Origin of the sequence: Petrimonas sp. (assembly GCF_963921705.1) — a bacterium.
Lineage (GTDB): Bacteria > Bacteroidota > Bacteroidia > Bacteroidales > Dysgonomonadaceae > Petrimonas > Petrimonas sulfuriphila.
The window spans coordinates 1,093,370-1,119,809 of record NZ_OY997410.1 but is presented as its reverse complement, the minus strand read 5'-3'; the positions used below and the strand labels follow the sequence as shown (position 1 = coordinate 1,119,809).

Annotated in this window: 24 protein-coding genes and 1 pseudogene; 12 read left to right on the top strand and 13 right to left on the bottom strand. The window is 43.5% G+C overall.

Going from position 1 to position 26,440, the window contains the following annotated elements; translation table 11 throughout:
* Window positions 1-17: 17 nt before the first annotated feature.
* From AACM02_RS04710 to AACM02_RS04665, 10 genes and pseudogenes are all read right to left on the bottom strand, one after another.
* Window positions 18-899 carry a GLPGLI family protein gene (locus AACM02_RS04710; RefSeq protein WP_339116211.1) on the bottom strand — a complete coding sequence of 294 codons (882 nt, stop codon included), beginning with the start codon at window positions 897-899 and terminating at the stop codon, window positions 18-20.
* A 512-nt stretch (window positions 900-1,411) separates the two neighbouring features.
* A complete protein-coding gene (locus tag AACM02_RS04705; protein WP_339116210.1) occupies window positions 1,412-1,615 on the bottom strand; it encodes a TIGR04149 family rSAM-modified RiPP in 204 nt (67 codons plus the stop codon).
* A gap of 129 nt (window positions 1,616-1,744) precedes the next feature.
* The gene (locus AACM02_RS04700; RefSeq protein WP_339116209.1) at window positions 1,745-2,908 is read right to left on the bottom strand and encodes an IS4 family transposase; all 1,164 of its coding nucleotides are present in this window, start codon (window positions 2,906-2,908) and stop codon (window positions 1,745-1,747) included.
* Window positions 2,909-3,009: 101 nt separating this feature from the next.
* Complete coding sequence (locus tag AACM02_RS04695) at window positions 3,010-4,557, bottom strand: vitamin K epoxide reductase family protein (RefSeq protein WP_339116208.1); 1,548 nt, start codon at window positions 4,555-4,557, stop codon at window positions 3,010-3,012.
* A gap of 260 nt (window positions 4,558-4,817) precedes the next feature.
* On the bottom strand, window positions 4,818-5,048 hold the full coding sequence (locus AACM02_RS04690) for a helix-turn-helix domain-containing protein (protein ID WP_339116207.1): 231 nt from the start codon (window positions 5,046-5,048) through the stop codon (window positions 4,818-4,820).
* A gap of 6 nt (window positions 5,049-5,054) precedes the next feature.
* A pseudogene (locus tag AACM02_RS04685) lies at window positions 5,055-5,174 on the bottom strand (recombinase family protein); the annotation flags it as partial.
* On the bottom strand, window positions 5,155-5,346 hold the full coding sequence (locus tag AACM02_RS04680) for a recombinase family protein (RefSeq protein ID WP_339116206.1): 192 nt from the start codon (window positions 5,344-5,346) through the stop codon (window positions 5,155-5,157). The pseudogene AACM02_RS04685 and the gene AACM02_RS04680, both read right to left, overlap by 20 nt.
* Window positions 5,347-6,007: 661 nt before the next feature.
* Window positions 6,008-6,373 carry a DMT family protein gene (locus AACM02_RS04675; protein WP_332456581.1) on the bottom strand — a complete coding sequence of 122 codons (366 nt, stop codon included), beginning with the start codon at window positions 6,371-6,373 and terminating at the stop codon, window positions 6,008-6,010.
* Between the two features lie 57 nt (window positions 6,374-6,430).
* The gene (locus tag AACM02_RS04670) at window positions 6,431-7,468 is read right to left on the bottom strand and encodes a dipeptide epimerase (protein WP_339116205.1); all 1,038 of its coding nucleotides are present in this window, start codon (window positions 7,466-7,468) and stop codon (window positions 6,431-6,433) included.
* Between the two features lie 64 nt (window positions 7,469-7,532).
* On the bottom strand, window positions 7,533-8,504 hold the full coding sequence (locus AACM02_RS04665) for a C40 family peptidase (protein ID WP_339116204.1): 972 nt from the start codon (window positions 8,502-8,504) through the stop codon (window positions 7,533-7,535).
* Between the two features lie 297 nt (window positions 8,505-8,801).
* Here AACM02_RS04665 and AACM02_RS04660 point away from each other — a divergent pair, with 297 nt between their 5' ends.
* The 11 genes from AACM02_RS04660 to AACM02_RS04610 all read left to right on the top strand — a co-directional run bounded on the left by AACM02_RS04660 (window position 8,802) and on the right by AACM02_RS04610 (window position 20,429).
* Window positions 8,802-9,446 (top strand): protein-L-isoaspartate(D-aspartate) O-methyltransferase, encoded by a 645-nt coding sequence (locus tag AACM02_RS04660; protein ID WP_339116203.1) that lies wholly within the window; start codon window positions 8,802-8,804, stop codon window positions 9,444-9,446.
* A gap of 41 nt (window positions 9,447-9,487) precedes the next feature.
* Window positions 9,488-11,557 carry a TonB-dependent receptor domain-containing protein gene (locus tag AACM02_RS04655; RefSeq protein ID WP_339116202.1) on the top strand — a complete coding sequence of 690 codons (2,070 nt, stop codon included), beginning with the start codon at window positions 9,488-9,490 and terminating at the stop codon, window positions 11,555-11,557.
* 137 nt (window positions 11,558-11,694) lie between these two features.
* Window positions 11,695-12,411, top strand: coding sequence for an ABC transporter ATP-binding protein (locus AACM02_RS04650; protein WP_339116201.1), 717 nt, complete (start codon window positions 11,695-11,697; stop codon window positions 12,409-12,411).
* Between the two features lie 5 nt (window positions 12,412-12,416).
* Window positions 12,417-13,679 (top strand): ABC transporter permease, encoded by a 1,263-nt coding sequence (locus AACM02_RS04645; RefSeq protein WP_339116200.1) that lies wholly within the window; start codon window positions 12,417-12,419, stop codon window positions 13,677-13,679.
* Window positions 13,680-13,704: 25 nt separating this feature from the next.
* The gene (locus tag AACM02_RS04640; RefSeq protein ID WP_339116199.1) at window positions 13,705-15,027 is read left to right on the top strand and encodes an ABC transporter permease; all 1,323 of its coding nucleotides are present in this window, start codon (window positions 13,705-13,707) and stop codon (window positions 15,025-15,027) included.
* A gap of 47 nt (window positions 15,028-15,074) precedes the next feature.
* Window positions 15,075-16,178 carry an efflux RND transporter periplasmic adaptor subunit gene (locus AACM02_RS04635; protein WP_332456588.1) on the top strand — a complete coding sequence of 368 codons (1,104 nt, stop codon included), beginning with the start codon at window positions 15,075-15,077 and terminating at the stop codon, window positions 16,176-16,178.
* A gap of 5 nt (window positions 16,179-16,183) precedes the next feature.
* Window positions 16,184-17,485 carry a TolC family protein gene (locus AACM02_RS04630; RefSeq protein ID WP_214063619.1) on the top strand — a complete coding sequence of 434 codons (1,302 nt, stop codon included), beginning with the start codon at window positions 16,184-16,186 and terminating at the stop codon, window positions 17,483-17,485.
* A gap of 60 nt (window positions 17,486-17,545) precedes the next feature.
* Window positions 17,546-18,271, top strand: coding sequence for a head GIN domain-containing protein (locus tag AACM02_RS04625; RefSeq protein WP_214063620.1), 726 nt, complete (start codon window positions 17,546-17,548; stop codon window positions 18,269-18,271).
* A 295-nt stretch (window positions 18,272-18,566) separates the two neighbouring features.
* Window positions 18,567-18,899 carry a hypothetical protein gene (locus tag AACM02_RS04620; protein WP_339116198.1) on the top strand — a complete coding sequence of 111 codons (333 nt, stop codon included), beginning with the start codon at window positions 18,567-18,569 and terminating at the stop codon, window positions 18,897-18,899.
* A 4-nt stretch (window positions 18,900-18,903) separates the two neighbouring features.
* Window positions 18,904-19,116, top strand: a complete 213-nt coding sequence (locus tag AACM02_RS04615) for a hypothetical protein (protein WP_339116197.1) — start codon at window positions 18,904-18,906, stop codon at window positions 19,114-19,116.
* Window positions 19,117-19,262: 146 nt separating this feature from the next.
* Window positions 19,263-20,429, top strand: coding sequence for an ATP-binding protein (locus AACM02_RS04610; RefSeq protein WP_339116196.1), 1,167 nt, complete (start codon window positions 19,263-19,265; stop codon window positions 20,427-20,429).
* Between the two features lie 8 nt (window positions 20,430-20,437).
* Here the strand turns inward: AACM02_RS04610 and AACM02_RS04605 are convergent, their stop codons facing one another.
* The 3 genes from AACM02_RS04605 to AACM02_RS04595 all read right to left on the bottom strand — a co-directional run bounded on the left by AACM02_RS04605 (window position 20,438) and on the right by AACM02_RS04595 (window position 23,686).
* The gene (locus tag AACM02_RS04605; protein WP_332456590.1) at window positions 20,438-21,307 is read right to left on the bottom strand and encodes an alpha/beta hydrolase; all 870 of its coding nucleotides are present in this window, start codon (window positions 21,305-21,307) and stop codon (window positions 20,438-20,440) included.
* 30 nt (window positions 21,308-21,337) lie between these two features.
* Window positions 21,338-22,945: a sialidase family protein gene (locus AACM02_RS04600; RefSeq protein ID WP_339117431.1), complete on the bottom strand. Its 1,608-nt coding sequence runs from the start codon at window positions 22,943-22,945 to the stop codon at window positions 21,338-21,340.
* Between the two features lie 81 nt (window positions 22,946-23,026).
* On the bottom strand, window positions 23,027-23,686 hold the full coding sequence (locus AACM02_RS04595; protein ID WP_332456591.1) for a methyltransferase: 660 nt from the start codon (window positions 23,684-23,686) through the stop codon (window positions 23,027-23,029).
* A 188-nt stretch (window positions 23,687-23,874) separates the two neighbouring features.
* Between AACM02_RS04595 and lon the strand changes: the two genes are divergently transcribed.
* The gene (gene lon, locus AACM02_RS04590) at window positions 23,875-26,343 is read left to right on the top strand and encodes an endopeptidase La (protein WP_339116195.1); all 2,469 of its coding nucleotides are present in this window, start codon (window positions 23,875-23,877) and stop codon (window positions 26,341-26,343) included.
* Window positions 26,344-26,440 lie beyond the last annotated feature (97 nt).

Genomic DNA, 26,440 nt, shown 5'->3' with positions numbered 1-26,440 from the left:
TTCGGTGTATTCAATTATTAATTTTCCTCTGTTTCTAATAAGATAATCTTCTTTGACGAGAACTTATTTGCAATAGTTATATTACCTTTGTTTTCGAAAATGTATGACTCAGTCTTTGCTTTTGATTGAATAAATTCATTATACTGTTTTATATCTTTGATTACTTCGGAGTTTCTTACATCAGGTATACTTAATGATCTATCGTTTATTTCTTGTATTCCAATTGCTTTAAACGAAAAGATTCCATCGGTTGTTTTAGCAGCAAGAATAAGCCCCGGCAAGCCGTACAGCTTCCATGGACCCTCATTGACAGGTATCTCTTGAGTAAAATATACCTCGTATTCTCTCCCCCTAAATTTTGTGCTTGCTATATGACACGGGTAATTCAATATGTTAATCGTATCACTCTCAATAATCCACTGCTGTGGATATATTTCCTCATCTAAGAATACAGATATTCCTCCAATTCTTAATTCTTTATCAAGAGTATAAACGTGATTTTCATCTCTGTCTTTAAATATGGTGAATGAAATATAACTATTTGGGGAGAAAACATTGTTGTTTCCATTTAGATTGCTGTTTATTGCAGATTCAGCAATATGCGGATTTTTAATTAAAGTTACTGATTTTACTTTGGCAGGCTGAAAAACACTATATTTCAATGAATCTTTCGCGATTGCCGTCATATCATAAAATTCTGATAGATTTGGACCTATATCTAAAGCCATTGTATCTGTTCGAGATGACAAAGATTCTCGGGTGTAATCTTTTTGCGTAAAAGTATATACAATACGTAAAAAGGCTTTGTCATTTTTCTTTTCTACTTTAGCACTTTGAAGATTTATGCTTATAAAAAGAATAGACAAAATTACAGGAATTAATTTTTTTTGATATATCATAATGACCAATTATAAATTAGTTTAAACTCACCATCTTTGATGAAAATAATGTCTTTTAGTTATCTTAAATGAATAATTTTGCGTAATTTATAACCATTAAGGTAATGGTTTTTGGCTGAATGATTTTTACTAAAACTTGTTCAGTATCAAAATAAATATGATAAAAATATAAGGCTGAAAGTCAAACCTTTAGCTCGTTAAAATATCCCTATAACATTTCAGATATATAATTTGGATATATACCTCCATTTTACCTCCCCCTCGAGATGTTAGTTTAATGAATGTGAGTAACATAAAAAGTTACAAACCTATTTAAAAATAGTCCGTTAAATTTACCTATTTCACTCATAATCAACGAACTAAAAGCTAATTCCTGTTATCATGTTGATACTCAGAGTGTAACAGTGCATTTTTTAAACTATTTTTGAACACGCAAAAATATTAATAGCCAAGCATACTGTAAAGTATGCTTAGATATTAAATCCATGACAGGTTAACAATCTGGATCACAATTAAGATACTACGACACAGGCACAATATAAATATGTATCGGTATTTCGCATGCAAGTGCCTTTGCCATATACCGTTTGGCAAAGGCCGGAGCAAGTGATGGCGAATGGATCACACGGCCCTATAATTCCACCAACAATCTGTTTCATTTCACTGTTTTTCAACACTGCCGCATCATGCAGTTTGATTTTACTTAACTTTTTCATACACATAAAATTTTTAATAATTATAAATTAATCTTGTTGCCGTTTTTAAATATGCAACAATTTCTCATATCAGAAAATTTGTAAAAAACTGTCACTAGTGTCCACTAAAAAATTGGCACTGTATAAATATTAAAAAACAAACAAACTTGGTTCACTTGAACCGCATCGTTCATTGACTTTATTGAAGTTAGATTTGTTGAGCAAGTCTTTTAAATTGGCCTTGTCCGTTAGTGACATGCTGAGTATTTGAAGCATCTCATAGACGGTGCATTCGAGTTTCAAATCATGATGTACGATAGCCACAAGACAGTAAGTGGTGATCGCCGAGTATATCTGGATACGGACTGCATTCTCAGTTACACCCCAGAATTTTTGGATATTGAGATGCTGTTTCATCCATTTGAAAAACAGCTCAATCTGCCATCTGTTCTTGTAAAGAAGTGCAACTTGCAATGCGCCAAGGCTAAAAACGTTGGTAAGAAACGTGAACTCCCGGTCTTGATCTTCGTCGTAGAAGACGATTTTTCGCAAGGGTTTCGGGTAATGCTTTTCGCTCATATATCCGGTGAATATCACCACACAATCTGAGCGAACGTTTTTGGGCATCCTTCTTTTCCATCTTACAGCCTTGCATTGCAGATTGTTCTTGGCTCTCACCACAAACATTGATCGAATCTCGTTGATCTTAAACAAGCGTTTGAAGTCATTGTAGCCACGGTCGAAGACATAGAAGGAGCCGAGTTCATAGGGAATGACATCCATGGCATTTACATCATTGACTGCTGCGGGAGTGATATGGAAAAATGTTGGAATCTGGGTTTCCAGATCAAACAGGGTATGGATTTTAACTCCTCCCCTGGTCTTTCTGAAACGAGCCCATTGATAAACGTTCAAACATAGGTCAATGGTGGTAGAATCAAAGGCATAGACTTTTCCTCCCAGCTTGAAGATATTGTCCATACGTTTTGATTGGGCTTTGCCAACCATGTAGTATGCAAATTCTTCAAAGATCCGATAGTCACGATTGGTATTTGCTTTGGATAGATTGCTTAGTTTGACATCACTGCCAAACCCGAGATGATAGCCTTTTCCCCGATGTGCACCAATAGCCATTGCCAGATCCCTTAGGCTTTTTCTATTGCAGAGTTGGCCGAACATGAGAACAAGCAGTTGATTCCAGCAGGTGAAAGACTTGATATAGCGGTTTCCTTGGTACTTATCCACGATATGCCTGAACTTGTCGGCATTTAGGAACTCGACTAATTGGGCAAAAACGAACTTCTCTTTATGCATAATGTATTGTAATCAATACAAAGATAAATTGAAATCGTCGCACCCCAAAAGACGCTACAACCATCTAATATTCAATAATTTCAAAGAGCTTTTGCGAATTTTTAGTGGACACTAATGTAAAACTGTACATCTTCAATATTAAAATTTCCAGGTAACTTATAACTATTTATTAAAATAGTAGGGGTTGCCCTTAGACCCGACTTTTCCTTCCATTGTTCATGTCTAGTAAATTCATTGCAAACATTTATTTCATCTATTTTTGTAGGATATTTTTGAAAAAAGGATTCTCTATCATACTTCCCTTTATCAAACCATTCATCATAAATAGTTTTAACTTTCCCATTTTGCTGCTGATACACCCCAATAAGAAATTTATTAGATATGTCTAATTCCTTATCAAAAGATGAAAAAATGTATTGAACACAAATATTCTTATTTTTAGTTATTAAATTATTCACTTTTTTATGCATTCTTGCACAAGGATTACAATGCGGGTTTGTAAATATGGTTATCAAGAAATCAGAATTTGGGTTACCTAATAATATATTCGATGTGTTTTTTGTTACCTCGTAACGCGGTTGCTTTCTTAATAGTAGTCTGAAAACGTCTTCATCGGCCTTGATATGGTTTATCTCATAATTTATACGCTTTACTTGTAAACTTTTCATCAGAATTGATAAAACCAAATTAGTACTTAGTATAGAAATCGCATAAACTAAACCCGTGATTACCAGATCCAAAAATGTTATATGTGAAGGAAAAAGAAATCCGGAGATAAGATCAATTGCAAAAAGTACCCACAATAATGTAATCACTATAAGGCATAAAGGACACCACTGTTTAGCTTTGAATTTCTGATACCAAAGACTCCAAAAGGTATATGGCAAACAAAGGATATTGATTAATGCCAAGTAAGGAATACAGGAAGGCAGAAAACAAATAAACAATATATTGGCTATAAAATAACCAAATCCTATCTCGCTCCAGCTAAAAACTCCGAAAAGCTTGGCTGCATCGGATTCAATGATGTTATTGCAATCACTGTGTTTAAATAATGAGCAAATCCTATCGCCATAATTACTTTGAATATTTAATTGCTTAAGGATCAATAAATAACCTATATATACACCTATTGAATTTATTAACAGCAGTAAAACAAGTCCGACATCAAAATAGCTTCTATAATGAATAAAAGAAATAAGAAGCAAAAAACAAGTAATAAACAGTACAGAAGTTTTCTGAAGATATTTAATAAATTGTATTTTGAAGTGCTTATTGTATTCAGGTTCTATTGAATTCAAATTGCGTTCCGCAACAAGTATATTCCCTGTCCATATCTTGCTAAATTCATCTTTTGAGATTTTAAAATTTTTATTCCTTTGAATGAATTTTACTTCATTATCAAATATCTTTTCAATAATAACAAAATCGTCTTTGACATGAGCAATGAAAGGAGTTTCAATTAAACACAAATCGTTAATATTCGAAATTTTAAGACCGACATTTTCTATTCCATAATCAGAAAGCATGGATGATAAACCAAATAAATTGTATTTATGAGGATGCTCATTGAAAAATTGGTTAGAAAACGAAGTCGTGTGTTTTACCTTTAACAACTTCAGAAAAGATATGAAAATATTACTTTCCATACAAAATGAATTTCAAGGTTGACTAACAAGAAGATGAATTAATTTATAAAAATAATGCTAATATCTACAATAATGAAAATCAAATTATATGTTTAACAACATATTATTTATCTATTTTGTGAAACTTTTAAAAGTACTATATGCAACCATAGTTCTATTATGTCATATTTCACAAGTTCTCCACAATCTATTGTAGGTATTTGTATGTCTTCAAACTAAAGTTTAGCACAGCATGTTTAGAATTATATTCAAAATAAAGATCACCTTTTATTTGATTCAACATTTTCACTTTTCAAATATCGATATAAAGTAGGTTTACTGATATTTAGAATATCGCAAATCTCTTTTACAGTGTTTTCATTTTTTTTGTATAACGTAGCGGCTGCTTTAGCTACTTTTTTAACTTCAGGGCTAAGTCCTTTCTTCCGGCCGCCAACGCGTCCGCGTTCTTTGGCTGCCGTCAGTCCGGCTCGGGTTCTCTCTACGATCATCTCACGCTCATATTCGGCCAATGCAGCAAAAAGGGCAAACTGATACCTGCCTAATGGAGTTCTGGTATCAATCCCGTCCTGAATGCTTCTGAATTCAACCCCTCTTTTATAAAGGGTGTCTACAATGTTGACAAGATTTCTTAAGGATCAGCCAAGGCATTCTCCAGTTCGGGGTGTTCTTTAGTGGCGGATATTTTTCAGAGAAAATTTCAGTGCATTCAGCTTTTTTCAACGCATCCAACTGTAAGTCTAAATTTTGTTCTTTGGTGCTAACACGGGCGTATCCTATTATTGCCATATTGTTTGAAGTTTCATAAACTCATTAAAATACAAAACTACCAAAAAAAGAAAAAATACGAGTATTTTTAGTTACACAAAACGGTGATTTTATGTAACTACGATATTACCGGAAAAAATTAACATATAGTTTTTTTGAACTATCGGGGCGACATGCCTAATAATAAAAAAATAGTAGTAATTTAACGTGAGTTCGATATAAGAAATATGGACAAAAATAGCATAATAGCTAAAAACTGATTATATTTATAGTATTGAAATACAAATAAATAATCAATAAAAACCACTATGCTAAGTAAAAGCGAAATTACGGAAAATTTTTATTTAAGTGATGAATTCTCAAAAAATATGTCTTGGGAGAGTCCACTGACAAAAAACGCAGAAATAAATCGAACAGACTTTCCGACAGCGAAGTGATGACGATCCTGATCGCTTTCCATTTAAGCGGAATGCGTAATCTAAAACATTTTTACGTGTTTTACGTCAAGGACCTAAGTTGAACTTAGGACCAACTTTATCACTAATCTGATAGCAGATTTACTGGCTTATAGCTTTTTACCCAAGAAGCCGTCTATCAAAGTCGACTTTTTTGTGGATGATAAACAAATGATGCTCTTTTAAAATTATATCGAACTCACGTTAAATAAGAGCCAAAGTCCTCTTTACCCTTTAAAAATAAAATAGACTGCCAGTACCAGAAATATAAACCCTATCAGGTGATTCATCTTCAATGGGGTTTGAAAAGCAACGGAAGAGAAGACAACAAAAACCACCAATGTGATAACCTCCTGAATAACCTTCAGCTGGACGAGCGAAAACGCTCCGCCGTTTCCTTCAAACCCGATCCGGTTTGCCGGAACCTGAAAGCAGTATTCGAAAAAAGCGATTAGCCAGCTGAAAACAATTACACCAAAAAGCGGGAGTTTGCTTAACCACGAATTTTCAGCAAGTCTGAGGTGCCCGTACCACGCAAAAATCATAAAGATATTGGAGCAGACCAGAAGCCCGATAGTGAGAAGATAATTCATAACCGTTACTTAAAAACCGGGCGCAAAAGTAATGAAAATCCAGGTTAAAACAGCCTCTTAACGGGTAAAATTTATTTTCTGATTGGGCACTACACCAATTCCCGACAGATCGTTCGCGATAATTTTGCCGTTCTGCAAACGGGCTCCGTCAAAACAATCGTTAGCAATCAGCAGGGCTCCGTCCAAATCGGCAAAATCCATTCCTGAACAAAGTTGAGATGCAGCAGAAATAGCACATGACGTTTCAGTCATACATCCCATCATCACTTTCATTCCCAATGCCTCGGCAACTCTACGCATCTTCCAGGCCTCGCGCATGCCAGTGCATTTCATCAACTTGATGTTAATACCCGAGAACACGCCCTTCAACCGCTCAACATCGGTTAACCGCTGGAGTGACTCGTCGGCAAAAACAGGCAGCGGACTCTCTTCCGTCAATCGGGAAATATTGTCCAGATCCGACTTAGGCATTGGCTGCTCTATCATTACAACCCCTTGGTCCTTCATCCAGTGAATCATGTCGAGTGCCGCTTGACGGTCTTTCCAACCCTGGTTAGCGTCTACCGCCAGCGGCAGGCCGGTAACGGAACGGATGGCTTCAATCATACGCTTGTCGTCCGGGCCGCCCACTTTTACCTTCAGGATGTTAAAGCGTCCCATTGCTTCGCGTGTTTTTTCACGCACCACATCATCGGTATCAATACCGATGGTAAAAGTAGTATCGGGAACATCCATTCTGTCCAGTCCATACCTCTTATACCACGTCACGCCGGCAATTTTCCCGGCTAAATCATGCAACGCTATGTCCACGGAAGCTTTGGCCGCCGTATTGTTAACCGAAATACCATCCACATATTCTAGAATCTCATCCAGACATAAGGGATCGGGGAAGGCAGACAGATCGACTTTCTTCAGGAATTCAATAACCGAAGCCTGCGTCTCACCCAAGTACGGAGGTAGCGACGCCTCACCGTAACCCGTAAGCCCGTCGTATTCAAGTTTAGTGAGTACAACCGGCGTTGTTTTACGGGAGAAACCCGATATGGTAAACGTGTGCCGCAGTTCAAGGTCGTAAGGAGCCCAGAATAAATTCATTTAGGAAGAACTGTTTTTTTCGTTGTCATTGTCGCTGTCTGGATAAAATTCTGCCTGCCTGGATTCATGGTTTGTAAAAAGCATTGTCCGGAACTCCTTCGATACCGTCCGTGTTTACTTCACCGATAATTCTTCGGGCACACAGATAACGACCGGCATTATATTCATCGTAAAGCGGATCGGCAGGATCAAAACTGCCTATCTGAACATAATCCGACGCATGTATAAACCGTCGGTTCCCGATATAAATGGCTACGTGGACAACCCTTTCTTTCGGATTTTCCGCCGTCGCCTTCGTCCCGAAAAAGAGCAAATCACCCGGTTCCAGGTTTGAAAAATTGCCGTTATCATCCACCGGTCTTCCGGTCAACACCTGCTGCGAAGCATCCCGCTGAAGAATAACCCCGTGTAGGAAATAGACCAGTTTGGTCAACCCACTGCAATCCAAACCCTTGAATGAAGTGCCGCCCCAAACGTAAGGAATTCCCATAAATTGCCTAGCGACCCTCACTATGCTTTTCGGGGTAAGTTCCATTTCCTGCAGCCACTTCTTCAACTCCTTGGCATCGGACTGCCGTATATAGGCTTCACGCCCATCGGGATACCCTACCCGATAGAAGTGGCCTTTCATCCCTTTCAGGACTAACATATCCCCGATCACTAAATCGGATACCGTTTGCGATTTAACATCCGCTTTTTCGTAGGAAAATGCATACAACGCAATTACTACCACCTTTTCTTTTTTGTTGTATTCATGTAGCTCTGACTCAGTCATTGTTCTTACAGCATCAGAAACCCATCCGACGTATCCGTCCGGTGCCTGCACGCGTCGCCAACCGCCCTTTTTATCCAAGAGCCTGACTGGCATCCCCAGCAAAACTTCCGATACAGTCTCACTGCCATGGGAACTGCCGGAGTGCATTTTTTCTACCGAATTGTAGATCACTCCCCAACATTTTTCACCAACGGCATCATCGGGCACATGTTTTTCCCTGACCTGTTCTATAATGTGTTGCATACCGCTTTGCTGAGCCATAAAACATAATGTTGAAATATCTACAAAAGGAACAAAGAAATTACTTTTCCATCCTTTGCCGGATAAATTAACAGAGCGAATTTACAATTTTTATTTCAATTGAAGCATAATACCGGCAAAATTTAGTATAAAATACAGAAAATCACTATCTTTGATCTCAGAAGAAAAGGAGGAAAATACATGAAAACAAGGATAAAAAAAAACCTGTCCTTTATTTTAATTGGCTTTTGCTGTGCAGGATCAGTCGCTTGTGGGCAACCTCAAAAAAAACAAAGTGAAAAAACCGAAAATCGTGTAATGGACACATCTCAACACCCCAACAATGAAGCAAGAAAACTTGCCGAAGGACTTAAAAGAAAAGGCATTTCCGATAAGCGGGTTTTAGCTGCCATCGGTAATGTTCCCAGACACCTTTTCATTGATGAACGTTTAGCGGAATATGCCTATCTAGACCGTCCACTGCCTATCGAAAAAGGACAGACCATTTCCCAACCTTACACGGTAGCCTTTCAGACGGAACTGCTACAGCTGAAACCAGGCGAAAAGGTACTGGAGATTGGTACAGGAAGCGGATATCAGGCAGCCGTACTGTGTGAAATGGGTGCTGATGTTTACAGCATAGAGCGTTATCAGGAGTTACACCTTCAAGCGAAAGAAACACTCAATAAGCTGGGTTATTATCCCCGTTTATTCTTCGGTGATGGTTTCGAGGGGCTACCTCAACATGCACCTTTTGACAAAATATTGGTTACGGCAGCTCCTGAAAAAAACCCTGAAAAGCTGTTGAATCAGCTCAAAATAGGTGGCTGGATGGTGGCACCCATAGGCGGCCGGCAAGGACAAAGAATGACGGTTATAAAACGCATAAGCAACGATAAATTCAGGGAATCCGAACACGGCGATTTCATTTTTGTCCCTATGCAAAAAGGCACGGACGAATAAAATGCACTATCTTTGTCGCTTCATTTCTAAATTTTTATAAAATGAACAGACAAAAACAATTTTCAGACCGGAAAACGTTTCGTTTTAAACGATTTGCCCGAAGATCGTACAGCGTTTTCAACAGTATTCACAAATCCGTCACCATCGGTGTACTTTCGGGTTGTGCATTATTAAGTGCCCACGCCGCATCGGTAAATCCTACGGAAAAGACAGGTATTCAGGCAAAACCGGACACCATTCCCGTAAAAGAACTGGATGAAGTGGTGGTTACCGCTTCAAAAGCCCCACTGCCACTGAATATGGCAGCCAAACTGGTAACCGTAATCACGAGCAAGGAGATTGAGCGGGCGCCCGTCAGAAGCACCGAAGACCTTCTCAATTACGTAGCAGGCGTAGATATCCTGCAACGCGGACCGCACGGCGTACAGGCGGACATATCCCTCCGGGGTGGCTCATTCGACCAGGCCGCCATTTTACTTAACGGTGTTAACCTTACCAATCCCCAGACCGGACATTACAGTTTCGACATTCCCATCAACCTTTCCGATATTGAGCGTATAGAAATTGTTCAAGGCCCATCATCGTTGATTTTCGGCGCCGGCGCATTTTCAGGTGGAGTAAACATCATTACAAAGAAAGACACCCACTCAAACGCTTTCTTCAAAACGGAAGGTGGAATGCACGGGCTTTTCGGCGCGGAAGCACGGGGGGCATACAAGACGGCCAATTCCGTACACCGTTTGTCGGCAGGCTACAAACACTCCGGCGGATATATCAAAAACAGCGACTACGACATCGTCAACCTACTGTGGCAAAGCCGGTACAACTTCGACAACTCCACAATCGACGTCCAGGCGGGAGTGAACGATAAAAAATACGGTGCCAACACGTTTTACACGGCCGCATACCCTCAACAATACGACGACACACGTGGAGTATTCGCATCGGTAAAAGGCGAAACGGGTGGAAAACTTAAATTTATTCCGCAGTTGTATTGGAGCAGGCATTACGATGTGTATCATTTGTTCAGGCCCGGGACAACCGACATACCATCGTGGTACACAACACCAAACTACCACCGCAGCGATGTTTATGGCCTTAACTTGAACATGCAATATGCTTCGGATCTGGGTATAACGAGTTTCGGAGGCGAATTCCGCAACGAAGGCATCTTGAGCAGCAACCTGGGTCGTTTGATGCGTCAAAAATCCGGTAATTACGACAAATGGGATAACCGCTCGAACATCAGCTTTTTTGTCGAACACAACTTTGTTTTCGATAAACTCACACTCTCCGTAGGAGGGCTTTATAACTACAACACCGCCCTTGCCGACACACTTAAAGCCAATGGTTTTTATCCCGCAATAAACGTATCTTATCGTACAAACGATGCCGTGAGCCTTTACGCGTCTTGGAGCAAATCCACACGCATGCCTACCTTTACTGACTTATACTACAAGGCAGGAAAACACCGTGGTTTTGCTGGATTAACACCCGAATACTCACAATCCGTAGAAATTGGATGGCGATACAAAAACAGTGTTTTAACCGCTAACCTGAATGTTTTTTACACCAAAGGGGATAATCTTATCGACTGGATATTAAACCCCCTGGATGGATTTTACCATGCTCAAAACCTTGCCTCCCTCGGCACTTACGGAGCAGGTTGGGATGCCACTGTAAATATGCATCAATGGCTGGGCGAACAACAACCTCTGCAGTCCATACAAATAGGCTATCAATATATGTCGCAAAAAAGCGACGAGGCCCGCCAGAACAACCCCGTTTCGGCGTATGTGTTTAACTATTTGCGGCACAAATTTACCGTTGGCGTGCAACACCGGATTGTTAAAAATCTCTCGCTATCTTGGAACCTGCGTTGGCAGGACCGCGCCGGAAATTATTTAAAGTACATCACCGAGATAAAAGAAGAGCAGCCAACAGCCTTCCAACCGTTCGGATTAGTGGATGTCAAAGCCAATTACGCTTTACGCAACATAAACATTTTTGTTAATGCCAATAACATTTTCAACACCACGCATGTGGATTTTGGGAATATTCCGCAACCGGGATTCTGGCTGACGGGAGGCATGAGTTATACGTTAAGATAGTTAATTATTCATAATTTTTATAACTTTACTAGTATTATGTATTGCATAGTATTATTCAAAGCATTAATTTTGTTCCATTGATAGAATAGTTGTATCCGAATTCAATTAGAATACTTCAATTTAATTAGATTCTCTTCATGATTAAACTCAAAAAAATAAACAAATCGTACCACACCGAAGCCATTTCTCTGCATGCCCTTAAAGATATCGATCTGGAAATTGAGTCCGGTGAATACGTCTCAATTATGGGAGCCTCCGGTTCCGGGAAATCCACATTATTAAATTTAATGGGAATTCTGGACAGTTACGATTCGGGCGAATATCGCCTTAACGGTACCCTGATCAGAAACCTGACCGAGACACAAGCAGCCAAATACCGCAACGAGCTGATAGGATTCGTGTTTCAATCGTTCAACCTGATCAACTTCAAAAACGCGTTGGAAAACGTGGCTCTCCCTCTCTACTACAAAAATGTCAGCCGGAAAAAGCGAAACACTATCGCAATGGAACACCTCGATAGGATGGGGTTAAAAAACTGGGCACACCACTTGCCCGGCGAATTATCGGGTGGGCAGAAACAACGGGTTGCCATTGCACGCGCTATGATATCGAATCCAAAAGTGATCCTTGCCGACGAACCTACTGGCGCTCTCGATAGCCAAACCACCGTAGAAGTGATGGATGTCCTTTCCGATTTAAACAGACAGGGCATCACTACCGTCATTGTAACTCACGAACAGTCGGTCGCCGATGCCACCAATCGTATTATCCGGCTAAAAGACGGGGAAATAGAATCGGAACTTCGTAAAGACGGTGCACGCACTGTCTTTACACCCGTAACGTATAACTCGTAACACACATGAACGACCATCTTCAGGAAATACTTCAAACCCTGCGTAAAAATAAACTGCGCACGGCGCTCACCGGACTCTCGGTTTCTTGGGGAATCTTCATCCTCATTGTTTTGTTGGGTGCAGGGAACGGATTGAAAAACGGGGTCATGGAAAACTTCAGCGACAGGGCTGTAAACCGCATAACACTCTGGTCAGGGACAACCTCCATGGCACACAACGGGCTTAAATCGGGTCGAAACCTGCAGTTTGCGAACAAAGAAGTAGACCTTATCAGAACCGATGTAAACGAAAGCCGTCTTATTGCTGCACGTGTAGACAGGACACAAACCATCTCCTTCGGTCCGGAATATGGCTCATACAACGTACGCGGCGTAATGCCCGATTACCGGGAAATAGAAAGGCTGGTGATTAAACCCGGCGATGGGCGTTTTATCAACGGCCTGGATGTAAAAGAGACCAACAAAATAATTATCCTGGACAATAAAATTGCCGAAACGCTCTTCAAAGGAGAAAAGGCGTTGGGAAACTACGTGAAGGTAGGGGAACTGATGTTTAAAGTTGTTGGCATAAACACCAAAAAAGAACGTTGGGGAACGCCAACCGCCTACATTCCGTTCTCAACGGCACAGGCTATTTTTAATCCGGACAAGAAGTTCAATCAGATTACGTTCACCGTGGACGGACTGGAAACGAAAGAAGAAAATGACCGTTTCGATAAATCCCTACGTAGCTTGCTGGGAAGAAGCCTTAATTTCAATCCGGAGGACAGGCAGGCTCTGTGGGTAAACAACTCACAGGCCGAATATATTGAAACGCAAAAGATTTTTGGAGGAATCACCTTGTTTGTCAGCATCATCGGGATCCTCACCCTGATTGCAGGCATTGTCGGAGTAAGCAATATCATGCTGGTCTCCGTCAAAGAGCGGACAAGGGAGATCGGAATCCGGAAAGCTATCGGCGCATCACCGTTGTCTATACTGAAAACCATCATTCTGGAATCGCTGATCATTACGGCTATTTTCGGATATATCGGGATGATCCTGGGGGTCGGGTTAACCGAGCTGATAAACTTCGTAATGGAACAGTCCGCCAACGGACAACCCGTTACCGACGAAGTGCAGATGTCGGTTTTTAAAAATCCGACCGTAGATATGGGATATGCCATTTTCGCCACCGTTGTCCTTATTATCGCGGGCATCATTGCCGGATACCTGCCTGCCCGAAAAGCGGTCAGAATAAAGCCGATTGAAGCCATGCGCCAGGAATGATTGCTGAAACTCGTCAAAGAAAAAAATGAACAACAAATTCCAAAAAGACAACGGTATTCGTGTAACCAAAACTTCCCTTTGGAGGCGATTGGGCGGGGCTTTATTCGACCTCGACCGCTGGTACGAGATATGGGTAACCATTACCCACAACAAATCGCGCAGTTTCCTCACGGCATTCGGGGTATTCTGGGGGATGTTTATGCTGGTATTGATGGTTGGAGCGGGAAATGCGTTGAGTAAAGGCATCTCCTCCCAGGTGGAAGGGTTTGCAGGCAACTCCTGCTTTTTCTGGACACAAAACACATCGGAAGCGTACAAGGGGTTCCGCAAGGGACGCCGATGGGACATGCTGAACAGCGATGTGGAGATCATCCGCAGCAAAGTACCTGAATTACAACACCTCTCGCCCATGCTCTTCGGCGGTTCTAACGATAAGAATGTGGTTCGTGGGGAAAAAGGCGGATCGTACCAGGTAAAAGGGTGCTACCCCGAATACGACCTGATTGAAAAAAGTAAAATAATCAGCGGAAGATTTATCAACGATATAGACATTGCCGAAAACCGCAAGGTCTGCATTATCGGTGAACGCATTTACGAAGTGTTGTTTCAAACCGGAGAAGACGCCATTGGAAAGCTGGTAAAGGTGAACGGCATCTATTTTCAGGTGATCGGCGTGGCACAAAAAATGTCGAACGCCAGCATCGGCGGCTCAACCGACGAATCGGTCATCCTGCCTTTCAGCACCATGCAAAAGGCATTTAATCAGGGCAACATCATCCATTTTCTCGGGGCGACCTCCCGGCCGGGAGTAAAAGTAAAAGTGGTGGAAAATAAAATTAAAGAAACGCTCAGGAGTGTCCACCAAATCAGTCCCGATGACAAGGATGCCATCGGTTCGGTGAATATTGAAGATCAGTTTACGATGTTCAATAACCTGTTTATCGGTATCAACGCGCTCATCTGGATTGTGGGACTGGGAACATTGCTTGCCGGCGCTATCGGTGTAAGCAACATCATGCTCGTCACCGTTCGGGAACGGACAAAAGAGATCGGCATTCGTCGGGCATTGGGTGCAACGCCGTCAAACATTATCGGGCAAGTGCTGACGGAAAGTATAGTGCTTACCGTCCTGGCCGGGATCGGAGGAATCGTGCTGGGGGTCGGACTGTTGTCCGCAATTGGGGTTGCACTAAGTCAGGGCGATCAGTTTTTCAAAGATCCTCAGATCGGATTCGGCATGGCAGTAGGCTCGCTAACGATATTGCTGGTCATCGGCACTTTTGCAGGATTTATCCCTGCCCAGCGCGCGATAATGATCAAACCTATTGAGGCAATCCGGGAAGAATAAATGTGTTAAATTAAACATCAAACTTTAAATATCAAACGATAACTCAAATGAAAAAAGTACTCAAAATCGCCGGTTTAGTTCTCCTGGGACTATTGGTAATCTGGACGTTTGTATTTTTATATCAAAAATCGCGCCCAAAAATAAAAACGTACCGGATTGAAACCGTTACGAGAAACAATATCGAGAAACGAACGGTAGCAACCGGAAAGGTACAGCCGCGAAATGAGATTCTCATTAAACCGCAAATGTCTGGTATTATCTCGGAGATTTACAAAGAGGCGGGCGAGAAAGTGGTTGCCGGCGATGTTATCGCCAAAATACAGGTGATTCCTGACATGGTCAACCTGAGCGGTGCTGAATCGCGCGTTGAAAGAGCTCAACTGTCCGCCGATCAAAGCCGCAGCAACTACGAGCGTGACCGGAAACTGTACGAAAATCAAGTAATTTCGAAAGAAGAATTCGAGAAGGTACAACTTCAGTACAGAAACGATCAGGAAGAGCTTCGGGCAGCCACCGACAACCTAAGCCTGGTACGTACGGGAATTACCAAAAGCTCGGCCAAGTACAGCAATACCCTCGTTCGTGCCACCGTGAGCGGAACAATCCTTGATGTTCCTGTGAAGGTAGGAAACTCGGTTATACAGTCCAACAACTTCAACGACGGCACTACCATCGCATCCGTTGCCAACCTGAGCGATATGCTTTTCGTAGGAAAGATTGACGAAACCGAGGTGGGAAAACTGTCTGTGAATATGCCTATGGAAATCACCATCGGAGCCATTCAGGACAAGAAAATTCCGGCAAAACTGGAATATGTTTCTCCCAAAGGCGTGGAAGAGAGCGGAGCTATCCTTTTTGAGATGAAAGCCGCCATGGAGATGCCGGCGGATGTCTTTATCCGTGCCGGATACAGCGCCAACGCCGATATCATCCTCGACCGTCGCGACAGTGTGCTTTCCATTTCCGAGAGCTGTGTTGAGTTCAGCAATGATTCGGCGTTTGTGTATACCGTAAAAAGCGAGAAGCCACAGGAATTTGACCGCAAGTACGTAAAAGCGGGCCTTTCTGATGGGATCAATATTGAAATCCTTGAAGGGTTGAAAATGAATGATAAGGTACGTGGCAATGAGATCATTGAAACGAAGAAATAAGAAGTATGAGGACATTTACCATTATCGCTATTTTTTGTTGTTTGTCAACGATGGCCCAAGCGCAGCAATATACGCTTGAAGAGTGCATCAATATTGCCTTGCAAAACAACAGAAACATCAAGCAGCAAGAGCTGAGCAAGGCACAGCGCCAAATCGCATACTCACAAGCAAGAAACGATCTGTTACCCAGTGTAAACGCATCCGCAGGACAAAACTTTGTTTTTGGCCGATCTATAGGACTTGACAATACCTATCAAAACACCAACTCATCTCAGAGCTCGTTTGGAGTGGGCGCGGACATTACGTTGTTTGACGGATTGCGGATGAAACACAATATCGATGCTAAACGCGCCGATTTAAGTGCTGCCGAAGCCGATCTGGAGAAGTTTAAAGACGAAATAGAAATGAGCGTGGCGACCGCTTTTCTACAGGTGCTGCTGCAAAAGGAGCTGTTGCAGATTGCCAGCGAACAAATTCAATTGACGGACTCCAATATGAATCGCCGGAAGGAACTGATCAAGAGTGGCAAGATGGCTCATGGCGAGATTTATGAACTGGAAGCCCAGCGTGCCCGAGAAGAACAGAACAGGGTCCAGGCAGAAAGCAACCTCAAGCTGGCGTTGCTTGATCTGGCCCAGATTATGGAGCTGGAGGATTTTTCAGATTTTAATGTCTCGGCACCATCGGTGGAGTCAATTCTCAGTGAAGGAGTACTACTCTCAACCTCCGATATTTTTCAAACTGCGTTGCTTACCCGTCCCGAAATCAAAGCAGCTGAATACCGGCTTCAAAGTAGCGAAAAAGAAGTATTGATGGCTAAGTCGCAACTCTACCCCTCCCTCTCTTTCGGCGCTAACTTCGGAACCGGATACTACAACATGAGCGGACGCTCGAACGATCCGTTTCACACTCAAATCCGGAACAACATGAGCAATTCGCTCGGGTTCAGCCTGCGAATCCCTATCTTCAATAAATTCCAGACAAAAAACAGTATCCGCACGGCAGAACTTGCCGCAGAAAACAACCGGTTGGAGATAGATAAAGTGAAAATCGATCTCCGCAAACGCATTGAGCAGGCGTACCACAACGCCTTAGGTGCTCAAAGCAAATGGAAAGCAACGCAAAAATCAGAAATATCGGGACAGGAAGCGTTCCGTTTCGCACAAGAGAAATTTGATAACGGACGCGCTAACTCCTACGAACTTTTTCAAGCGAAAAGCAACCTCACACAAACATTATCCGATCAGGCGCAGGCAAAATACGAATATGCTTTTCGCCTAAAGATACTGGAATTGTTAAAAAAATGATTTTTTGTAACCGAAACTGCAAACCGAACGTCTTATATGTAAACATTAATGACTCCCATTATGAAACATCTCGTATTTACAAATCTATTGATTTTCTCCTTTGTGCTCTTTGCGAACAACGCATGTGCTCAAAGCAACCGTATCACGAACAGAAATTACGATGTGACGGCATTTTCCGCCATGGTATCAAACACGGTCGGCAACATAGAATACACTCCGTCTTCCCATTACAGTGTAAGCGCCGAAGGCAACGAAGAGATGGTTAACAACTTGGTGGTAACCGTACAAAACAGCCAACTCAACCTATCGATGAAGAAAAACCTAAAAAGGCTATTCGGCAACCGGCGATCCGGAAAACTGGTTATCAGGATAAGCTCACCCTCCCTCAATTTTATTGAATCAAACGGCGTGGGAAACATTGAATTGAAAGGGACCCTGGATACGCCTCAATTCAAGATTGTCTCCACGGGCGTGGGAAACATCGCTGCTCAACATTTTACCTCCGGCAATATCGACATTACTTCTGAAGGGGTAGGGAATATAGAAATAAAGGGATCGGCCACTTCGGTATCTGTCGTATCAAAAGGCGTGGGAAATGTAAAGCTTGAAAACCTGAAAGCCGCTCGTGTGCGAATCGAATCGGATGGTGTGGGAAATGTTTCGTGCCACGCTACAGAATCGGTGGACATCAATACAGACGGAATCGGGAATGTCACTTACTACGGCAACCCACGCACCAAAAACATCAGCAAGGGAGGAATCGGGAAAGTAAGGCCAGGAGATTAACGAACAATATAACACTCTACTTTTAGATTAAACTCTAATCAAAAAAACGGGCGCTTGTTTGAAAGCTCCCGTTTTTATTTGTATGGCACTATCACGATCCGTCACTCCACCATTTTTCCTGTCTTCCGCACTTTTTCGGGACACCCAAATTATTTCACTGTTAATCAACGGAATATGAAAATAATTTACTGATTTTGGGTGTCCCGATTTTTTCAACATGTTCATCCGAGAAAAGAAAAACCGCTCTGGGATCGTTAGCATTCAGATAATTAGCAAGTGTCGCGGCAGATACAAGGTGGCGAAAACAATAGGTTGCGCCACTGAGCAGCACAAAATCGATCAACTCAAATTACAGGCAAGATCCAAAGCCGTGGACAACCTGATCGCCGGCCTAAAGATACAGACGGAAAACATGAAGAACAAGGAGCGGGAAAACAGGGGAAAGATAGCCTTCGTCGTGCCCACACAACAAAAATACGTGATCAGCGTGGAGCGGCAGCAGAAAATAAAGGAGGAGTTGTACCTATACCTGCTGAACAAGAAGGAAGAGAACGAGCCGGTTGGATGTCATCACTTCCGGAACACTGCCCCCCAACCCGGCCGAACTGTTGAAAAGCGAGCGGCTTGACTCAATGATGGAGGAGTTAAGAGCCACATACGACTATATCCTGCTGGACAATCCACCCTATGGCGTTGTCGTGGACGCCTTGTTATGCGCCCGTGTCGCGGACCGGACAATCTATGTGGTGCGCTCGGGACTGTTTGACAAACGCGCGCTTCCCGACCTTCAAGAGCTGTACGAATCGGGGAAGATGCCGAACATGAGCGTGCTGCTGTTTGTATAAACGGATATTGGGATTATAGAAGTACAATATCGCGCGGCCATTGCCAATTGCCCAAAAGTTTCCCGAATATTTTGTGTGGATTATTTGGATAATCCGGCGCATTTATGTAAATTCGCAGTTCAACTTCGGATTTGCATAAACATGGCATGACTAACTCATTTATCAAAAGAGACATAACGCCCGTGATGCTCGAGATGCATCGGTATTTTCCCGTCATTACGATGACAGGACCGCGTCAATCGGGGAAAACCACCTTGTTACGCAAGGTTTTTGACAAGCTACCTTATTATTCGTTGGAAAACTTGGATATCCGGCGCTTTGCGATGAACGACCCGACCGGATTCCTCAGCCGCCATCCCGAGGGCATGGTTTTGGATGAGGTACAGCATACGCCCGACTTGCTGTCGTACATTCAGGGAATGGTAGATGAGAATCCCGAAAAACGTTTTGTGCTTTCGGGCAGCTCGCAGTTCTCGGTCATCAGGCAGATTACCCAATCGCTTGCCGGACGGACCGGCATGTTGGAGCTGATGCCCTTGTCGTACAACGAAGTCAAAAAGCAGGCAGATGAAAAAACATTGGACGAGGTCATGCTCCACGGTTTCTTTCCGGCTTTGTATGCGGGAAAGAACAGGTACGACCTTCTCTATCCGTCGTATGTGAAAACCTACCTGGAAAGAGACGTGCGTGACGTATTGCAGGTAAAAGACATGATGCAGTTTCAAACATTCCTTCGGCTGTGTGCCGCGCGCATAGGCAGCTTGTTCAATGCCTCCGAACTGTCGGGCGAAGTGGGTGTTTCCGCCAATACCGTCAAATCCTGGCTTTCTGTCTTGCAGGCATCCTATATCATCAAGCTACTGCCTCCTTTTCATGAAAATATGAGGAAACGGTTGACCAAAACACCGAAACTCTACTTCTGCGATACCGGTTTGGCTTGTTATTTGTTAGGCATAGAAACTGAACAGCAGCTGACAAGGGACAAAATGCGTGGCCACCTGTTCGAAAACTTTATCGTGATGGAAGCACTTAAAAACCGTTACAACCAGGGTAAAGAAAGCAATTTGCTCTTTTACCGCGACAGCAACGGCGTTGAGGTGGACTTGCTATTCAAAAACGGGAGCGATTATTCAGCCGTTGAAATCAAATCATCCCAAACCTACCATCCCGATTTCGAAACAGGAATCCGTTCGCTGAATGCATTATTAAAAGACAGGTTGACGGATAAAGCGGTCTTGTATGCCGGAGATTTCGAGAACGACACCGCCGAGATCAAACTCTTCAATTATAAAAACATGTACCGTCTCTTTTAAGGCAAGAATCACTCCACCATTTTTATATCGTGCAGCCAACTCATGACACGAAAAGGCCATTCATTTACCAGATCGCCCGTGTTCCGCAGTCCATAACCGTGCCCTCCTGACGGATACAAGCTCATAGCAACAGGGGCTTTTGCTTCTTTGAGCGCATAGTAGTAGAAGAGGCTGCTGTTGAGCAACCGATGGTCGTCCTGGGTTTGAACGATGAAAGTGGGCGGCGTCTTTTCGGTAACTTTCAATTCGGGTGAGATGGAGAAATTTTCGCCGTCGAGGTATGCCGGATAGATCAGGACACAAAAATCGGGACGGAGGCTCGCATTGTCCGCCGCATCCACGGCCGGATAGGTGCGTTCATCGTACGCCGTGCTCGCCATGGCCGCTAAATGGGCGCCGGCTGAGAATCCCATCACGCCTATCCGGTTTGGATCGATTTTCCACTCACCTGCGTGCGAACGTGTGTAGGCAATGGCTCGCTGCAGGTCCTGCAACGGCGCCTGATGCTTTTCAAGCCCTTCGCGTCGGGGCACGCGGTATTTCACCAGCACACAATTAACTCCGTGGCTGTTGAACCGCTTGCAGATTTCCGTCCCTTCCAGGTTGTATGCCAAAATATTGTATCCTCCTCCCGGATTCACAATGATGGTGGCGCCCGAATTATTATCTGCAGGAGCCGGGAAAAAAGTCAGTGTAGGCTCGCTCACATCGCTGATGCGGAGCACCGGACATCCGGCTACCTTGTTGCCCGACAGATCGTCTTTTTGCTTCATTTTTGTTGTTTCTCCGGGAGCGCCATCGGGGAAGAGGAGGATAGGAGTTTCTTGAGCCATAACCATGGTGGATAGTAAGCTGAAAATAAACAAGTATTTTTTCATATGTTGTTGATGTTAAATGAGCCTGAATATCTATTGCCTGGGACCTTTAATAATATCCCTTAGCTTCACTGCCTGGAAAGTCATGTGTGCCACGCTGCTTTCGTAAAGGATTCCAACGGTTTCTTTATCAATCACAGTCAGGCAAGAGTAGCCCCAACCGGGATCTTCATCCAACAGCACCTGGTATTCTTCGGGAAACGATAATCCTCCGTCCAGGCTGGCTTTGATGGTAATGTGATGTCTTCCTTCGGTGGTGTTGGGATTGGAGAACAGCAATATATCCTTACCCAGTACATTTTCATTGGCATCCACTTTAATCAGGCTTGCCATGCAAACCGGTTCCTGCAAGACGCTTCTGTTTGACGGGTGCTCCGTCCAAGTTTTGCCTAAATCCTTCGTTATGGAAACGGCACGGCTTCCTCCGCGATTATCGCGCATATTAAGCATCAAAACGCCGGGCTCGACTTCCGCCACTTGCGCTTCCGTTGTGTTGGTCCGTGCATGATGATGAATTTTCCAGGTCTGTCCGCTGTCCTTGCTATACATGATGCCTGCATTGGGTATCCGGATAGAGTCAATAAACTGAATGGGGAAAACCAATGTTCCGTCCTGCATGGTGATTCCCCTTCCGGGACCCTGCAGCAATAAATGCCACGAAGGGTCTTTTACCTGAGAAGTGATGTTGATGGGTTCCGACCAGGTCTTACCGTCATCCATGCTTTTTGTCAATATCAGCTGCCCCGTCCGTTTTTCATCCATGCCGGCTTGCGAGTTGTGCCATGCCCTGTAATTTCCCATCCCATGTGTCCACAAGGCAGCAATCCAGATAGTTCCGGTGTTTTTATCCACCAGGATAGAAGGATCGCCTACTCCGTTCTGTGCTTTGGGTAATCCGCCATATTCACCGAACGCAACCGGAATACGCATCTTCTCCCAGGTCTGGCCCTTGTCGGTACTCCGGCTCAACCCTATATCAACGTGTTCTTGTAAATCCACACTGTTGTTGTACCGGACGTCGTAAACACCCAGCAACGTTCCTCTATTGCTGGTGACCATGCCTGGAATACGGAAGGCGGCAACGCCATCGTCTCCTGCATGGCGAACCCCCACTCCCATCCGGTGTGTTTCCGTATTATTGGCAAACGATATGGGAGCATCTCTTCCGTCGAGCTTTGCTGAAACCAGATTCACATCAATTTTCGACAACAGGGAGGTGGTGGGTTTCATCTGAAGGCTGATCCAGAAATAGTTGATCCCCGGAAAAAGGGGGTAATTTGCCGAAAAGACCACTTCGATCCCTGGCGATTTTTGTTCAACAACCTTCACCGAATAGGAAGGATTTGCCTCGCGGGTTTTACCCGGCGTGAATCCCGACAGGTATTGTACAGGATGATAAAATGTTTGTCCTTTACGCTGAACGGCTTCGGTTCCTCCATAATAGAGTTTTAAAGACTCCACCTCGTTCAGGTTTGAGCTTTCGGAGAACTTAAGTTTCAATTCGGTCAATTTTACAGCCTCCCTCGCATCGATACTGATATAAAAAAGGGCATTATCAATGCGGTCTATCAATATAGGAACTTGCGTTTGTTTCACACGAAGGGTGTCACCTGCCTGCATAAACCCCAGCGACAAAAGCATAAAAACGGGGAATACCAGAATTTTTTTTATTAAAATGGGATTATAAGTCATTCGGCAAAGATAAAAAATAAAAATTTCATTTCATAAATAGAGGTAGAAATCCTGTACCAGGTGGATAAATTCAGGTGTGTAAACATGACGCTTCTCCTCAATAACCAATTCGTTCCTATCCGTCTCCGTTTCGCTTCGGGTAGTAAACTCCAATAAAATTCGCTTGGGAGAAGCAGACCGGGTCGGAAGAACAACCGTTTCACGGGATAAATGGAAATTTTCTTTTTCAGACACGTTCATTATATTGTCCCTTTCCGAAAACGGATAGATCAGCGAAAGGGTTCCCGTATCATTAAGAAGCTTCCTGCTCATTTTGAAAAGTTCAGCCGGAGTAAGCGAATCCATATGCCGGGCACCGGTTCTTTTCAGATCGGGCGATGGCAGCGAATTAACAAAAAAAGGAGGGTTGGAAACAATCGAGTCAAATTTCCCTGTCACTGTTGGGAAAAAATCCCGGAACGAAACAGGCAACACCTCTATGCGCTCTTTAAAACGAGAATTATCAACGTTCTCCCTGGCCTGCAAAGCCGCATCTGCATCCATCTCGATAGCTGTAATTTTTGCCAGACTGTTTCGTTGTGCAGCCATTAAGGCAATTAAGCCTGAGCCCGTTCCCACGTCCAGGATCGATTGGCAATCGATAAAATCTGCCCACGCACCCAACAGGACGCCATCGGTGCCGACTTTCATGGCACACCTGTCGTGAAAAACAGTAAATTGCTTAAATTTAAAAGAGTTGTTCCCCATAAACGGTAAAAATCAATATTTGGCACGGAATTTGGTGTAAGATATAGGCATTGCGACAACAAAAATAACACATATTCTGTTTTTCCGAAATAAAATATGAATTGAACCGTACCGAAGATAAGTAAATAAATATGTTTCAAAATAAATTATCCGTATTAAAACCGGAAGAGAGCGAAAGCAACGTCATATCGTTTATTGCCGGAGATTTCCTGGACGGCAGCCAGGAGATCGATGAAAGTTCCCTGAAGGAAAGTCTTCCTATATTACCGTTACGTAACACCATCGTTTTCCCGGGAAGCGGGCTCCCCATCTCTGTAGGACGGAGCAAGTCACTCAAGTTAGTCCGGGCATTGGGCAAAAAACACCGCTATATCGGTCTGGTCTGTCAAAAAGACAACAACGTCGAAGAACCTGAGAAGGAAGATCTATATTCAATAGGTGTCATCGCCGAAGTAATACGCGTGATTGAGCTCGACAAAAACAACCTGAGCATCATTGTCCAGGCAAAGAAAAGATTCGAATGGACAGAGTTCACGCAAACCGAGCCCTATTTTGCGGCCAACTACAGGATCCTGGAATCGAAAAGAGCGGAGAAAGACGACAAGGAGTTCAGCGCCATTCTGGATTCCATAAGGGACGCTATGAACCATATGCTCAACATTCTTGGCGATCCCCCCAAGGAGCTGCTGCAAACCATCAATCACGAGTCGTTCACCGGTATGTTGGTAAGCTACAGTGCCACCAACCTGCCCATTGAAAACAGGGAAAAACAGGAGCTGTTGAGTATAAGTGACGAAAAGGAACAAGCATACAGGCTGCTGATGATCCTTAACCGCGAGACACAAGTACTGGAGTTGAAGATGAATATCCAGATGAAAACCCGCGAGGACCTCAACCAGCAACAGAAAGAATATTTCTTACAACAACAGATAAAAACCATTCAGGAAGAACTGGGCGGCAACACTCAGCAAATAGAGATCGCTGAGTTTCGTAAAAAGGGAAAAACGAAGAAGTGGAACCAGGAAGTAGCTGATATTTTCGAAAAAGAAATCAGTAAACTGGAAAGGTTACATCCGCAGTCACCCGATTACTCGGTCCAGTTCGGCTACCTTCAGACCATTGTGGAGTTGCCGTGGAATGAGTATACCAAAGACAGCTTCAACCTGAAGAATGCACAGAAAATTCTCGATCGCGACCATTTTGGAATGGAAAAAGTGAAAGAGCGCATTATCGAGCATCTGGCTGTTTTGAAACTGAAAGGCGATTTAAAATCTCCGATATTGTGCCTTTACGGCCCTCCCGGGGTAGGTAAGACATCTCTCGGAAAATCGATTGCTGAAGCATTGAACAGGAAGTATATCCGCGTTTCACTGGGTGGTCTGCACGATGAAGCTGAAATTCGCGGCCATCGCCGCACCTATATCGGGGCCATTCCCGGAAGAATTATCCAGAACATTCAAAAAGCAGGAAGTTCAAACCCGGTTTTTGTGCTGGATGAAATAGATAAAGTGGGTAACGACTTTCGGGGCGATCCGGCATCGGCGCTGCTCGAAGTGCTTGATCCTGAACAGAATTTTGCATTTCACGACAATTACCTCTCCATCGATTACGACCTTTCAAAAGTGATGTTCATCGCTACGGCAAACAACCTGAACACTATCCCCCAACCTCTTCTCGACAGGATGGAGTTGATAAACGTTGGGGGCTACATCAGCGATGAAAAAATAGAAATCGCCTATCGTCACCTCGTCCCAAAACAGCTGGAAAATCACGGCATAAAGAAGAAGGCTTTCAGCATTTCTAAACCGGCCTTACTGAAGATCATCGAAGATTACACCCGCGAATCGGGGGTAAGGGAACTGGACAAGAAAATTGCAAAGGTAACCCGGAAAATTGCCCGGAAGATAGCTGGAAATGAAGAGTATCCCAAGGTATTGAAACCTACTGATGTCACGGAGTACCTCGGCATGGAAGAATACAGCAAAGACCGTTACCAGGGCAACGACTATGCCGGAGTGGTTACAGGGTTGGCCTGGACAGCCGTAGGGGGAGAGATCCTTTTTGTGGAAAGTTCGCTGAGTCGAGGAAAGGGCTCAAAACTTACGCTCACCGGAAACCTGGGCGACGTGATGAAGGAGTCGGCTATGCTGGCGATGGAGTACATACACGCCAATGCCGACCTGCTGGATATTGACCCCGCTATTTTTGAGAACTGGAACACGCACATTCACGTTCCCGAAGGCGCCATGCCCAAAGACGGGCCATCGGCGGGAATAACCATGATCACATCACTGGCCTCAGCCTATACGCAACGTAAAGTGCGGAACAATCTGGCCATGACGGGAGAAATCACGCTGCGGGGAAAAGTACTACCGGTTGGTGGAATTCGGGAAAAAATTCTGGCAGCAAAGCGTGCCGGAATTACCGACATCATCCTCTGCAAAGAGAACGAAAAAGATATTCTTGAAATCAAACCCGAGTATGTGGCAGGTTTGAACTTTCACTATGTGGAAGATGTGAAGCAAGTGCTGGAGTTTGCCCTGCTGGAAGAAAAAGTGGAAAACCCCAAGAATTTTATCGTTCCGGCAGAAAAAGAGTAAGGCGACTATCCTTACCCGAACTTTTGTTCATCAATTATTGGGAAAATCGTTCCGAGGAGGTTATATTTGTAAAAATCCCGGCTTTTAGCTCAGTGAT

Excerpts from the sequence above, each read along its gene's own strand:
- AACM02_RS04710 (WP_339116211.1), bottom strand. The coding sequence starts at position 899 with ATGATATATCAAAAAAAATTAATTCCTGTAATTTTGTCTATTCTTTTT.
- AACM02_RS04705 (WP_339116210.1), bottom strand. The coding sequence starts at position 1,615 with ATGAAAAAGTTAAGTAAAATCAAACTGCATGATGCGGCAGTGTTGAAA.
- AACM02_RS04700 (WP_339116209.1), bottom strand. The coding sequence starts at position 2,908 with ATGCATAAAGAGAAGTTCGTTTTTGCCCAATTAGTCGAGTTCCTAAAT.
- AACM02_RS04695 (WP_339116208.1), bottom strand. The coding sequence starts at position 4,557 with ATGGAAAGTAATATTTTCATATCTTTTCTGAAGTTGTTAAAGGTAAAA.
- AACM02_RS04690 (WP_339116207.1), bottom strand. The coding sequence starts at position 5,048 with ATGATCGTAGAGAGAACCCGAGCCGGACTGACGGCAGCCAAAGAACGC.
- AACM02_RS04680 (WP_339116206.1), bottom strand. The coding sequence starts at position 5,346 with ATGGCAATAATAGGATACGCCCGTGTTAGCACCAAAGAACAAAATTTA.
- AACM02_RS04675 (WP_332456581.1), bottom strand. The coding sequence starts at position 6,373 with ATGAATTATCTTCTCACTATCGGGCTTCTGGTCTGCTCCAATATCTTT.
- AACM02_RS04670 (WP_339116205.1), bottom strand. The coding sequence starts at position 7,468 with ATGAATTTATTCTGGGCTCCTTACGACCTTGAACTGCGGCACACGTTT.
- AACM02_RS04665 (WP_339116204.1), bottom strand. The coding sequence starts at position 8,504 with ATGGCTCAGCAAAGCGGTATGCAACACATTATAGAACAGGTCAGGGAA.
- AACM02_RS04660 (WP_339116203.1), top strand. The coding sequence starts at position 8,802 with ATGGACACATCTCAACACCCCAACAATGAAGCAAGAAAACTTGCCGAA.
- AACM02_RS04655 (WP_339116202.1), top strand. The coding sequence starts at position 9,488 with ATGAACAGACAAAAACAATTTTCAGACCGGAAAACGTTTCGTTTTAAA.
- AACM02_RS04650 (WP_339116201.1), top strand. The coding sequence starts at position 11,695 with ATGATTAAACTCAAAAAAATAAACAAATCGTACCACACCGAAGCCATT.
- AACM02_RS04645 (WP_339116200.1), top strand. The coding sequence starts at position 12,417 with ATGAACGACCATCTTCAGGAAATACTTCAAACCCTGCGTAAAAATAAA.
- AACM02_RS04640 (WP_339116199.1), top strand. The coding sequence starts at position 13,705 with ATGAACAACAAATTCCAAAAAGACAACGGTATTCGTGTAACCAAAACT.
- AACM02_RS04635 (WP_332456588.1), top strand. The coding sequence starts at position 15,075 with ATGAAAAAAGTACTCAAAATCGCCGGTTTAGTTCTCCTGGGACTATTG.
- AACM02_RS04630 (WP_214063619.1), top strand. The coding sequence starts at position 16,184 with ATGAGGACATTTACCATTATCGCTATTTTTTGTTGTTTGTCAACGATG.
- AACM02_RS04625 (WP_214063620.1), top strand. The coding sequence starts at position 17,546 with ATGAAACATCTCGTATTTACAAATCTATTGATTTTCTCCTTTGTGCTC.
- AACM02_RS04615 (WP_339116197.1), top strand. The coding sequence starts at position 18,904 with ATGATGGAGGAGTTAAGAGCCACATACGACTATATCCTGCTGGACAAT.
- AACM02_RS04610 (WP_339116196.1), top strand. The coding sequence starts at position 19,263 with ATGACTAACTCATTTATCAAAAGAGACATAACGCCCGTGATGCTCGAG.
- AACM02_RS04605 (WP_332456590.1), bottom strand. The coding sequence starts at position 21,307 with ATGAAAAAATACTTGTTTATTTTCAGCTTACTATCCACCATGGTTATG.
- AACM02_RS04600 (WP_339117431.1), bottom strand. The coding sequence starts at position 22,945 with ATGCTTTTGTCGCTGGGGTTTATGCAGGCAGGTGACACCCTTCGTGTG.
- AACM02_RS04595 (WP_332456591.1), bottom strand. The coding sequence starts at position 23,686 with ATGAAAGTCGGCACCGATGGCGTCCTGTTGGGTGCGTGGGCAGATTTT.
- lon (WP_339116195.1), top strand. The coding sequence starts at position 23,875 with ATGTTTCAAAATAAATTATCCGTATTAAAACCGGAAGAGAGCGAAAGC.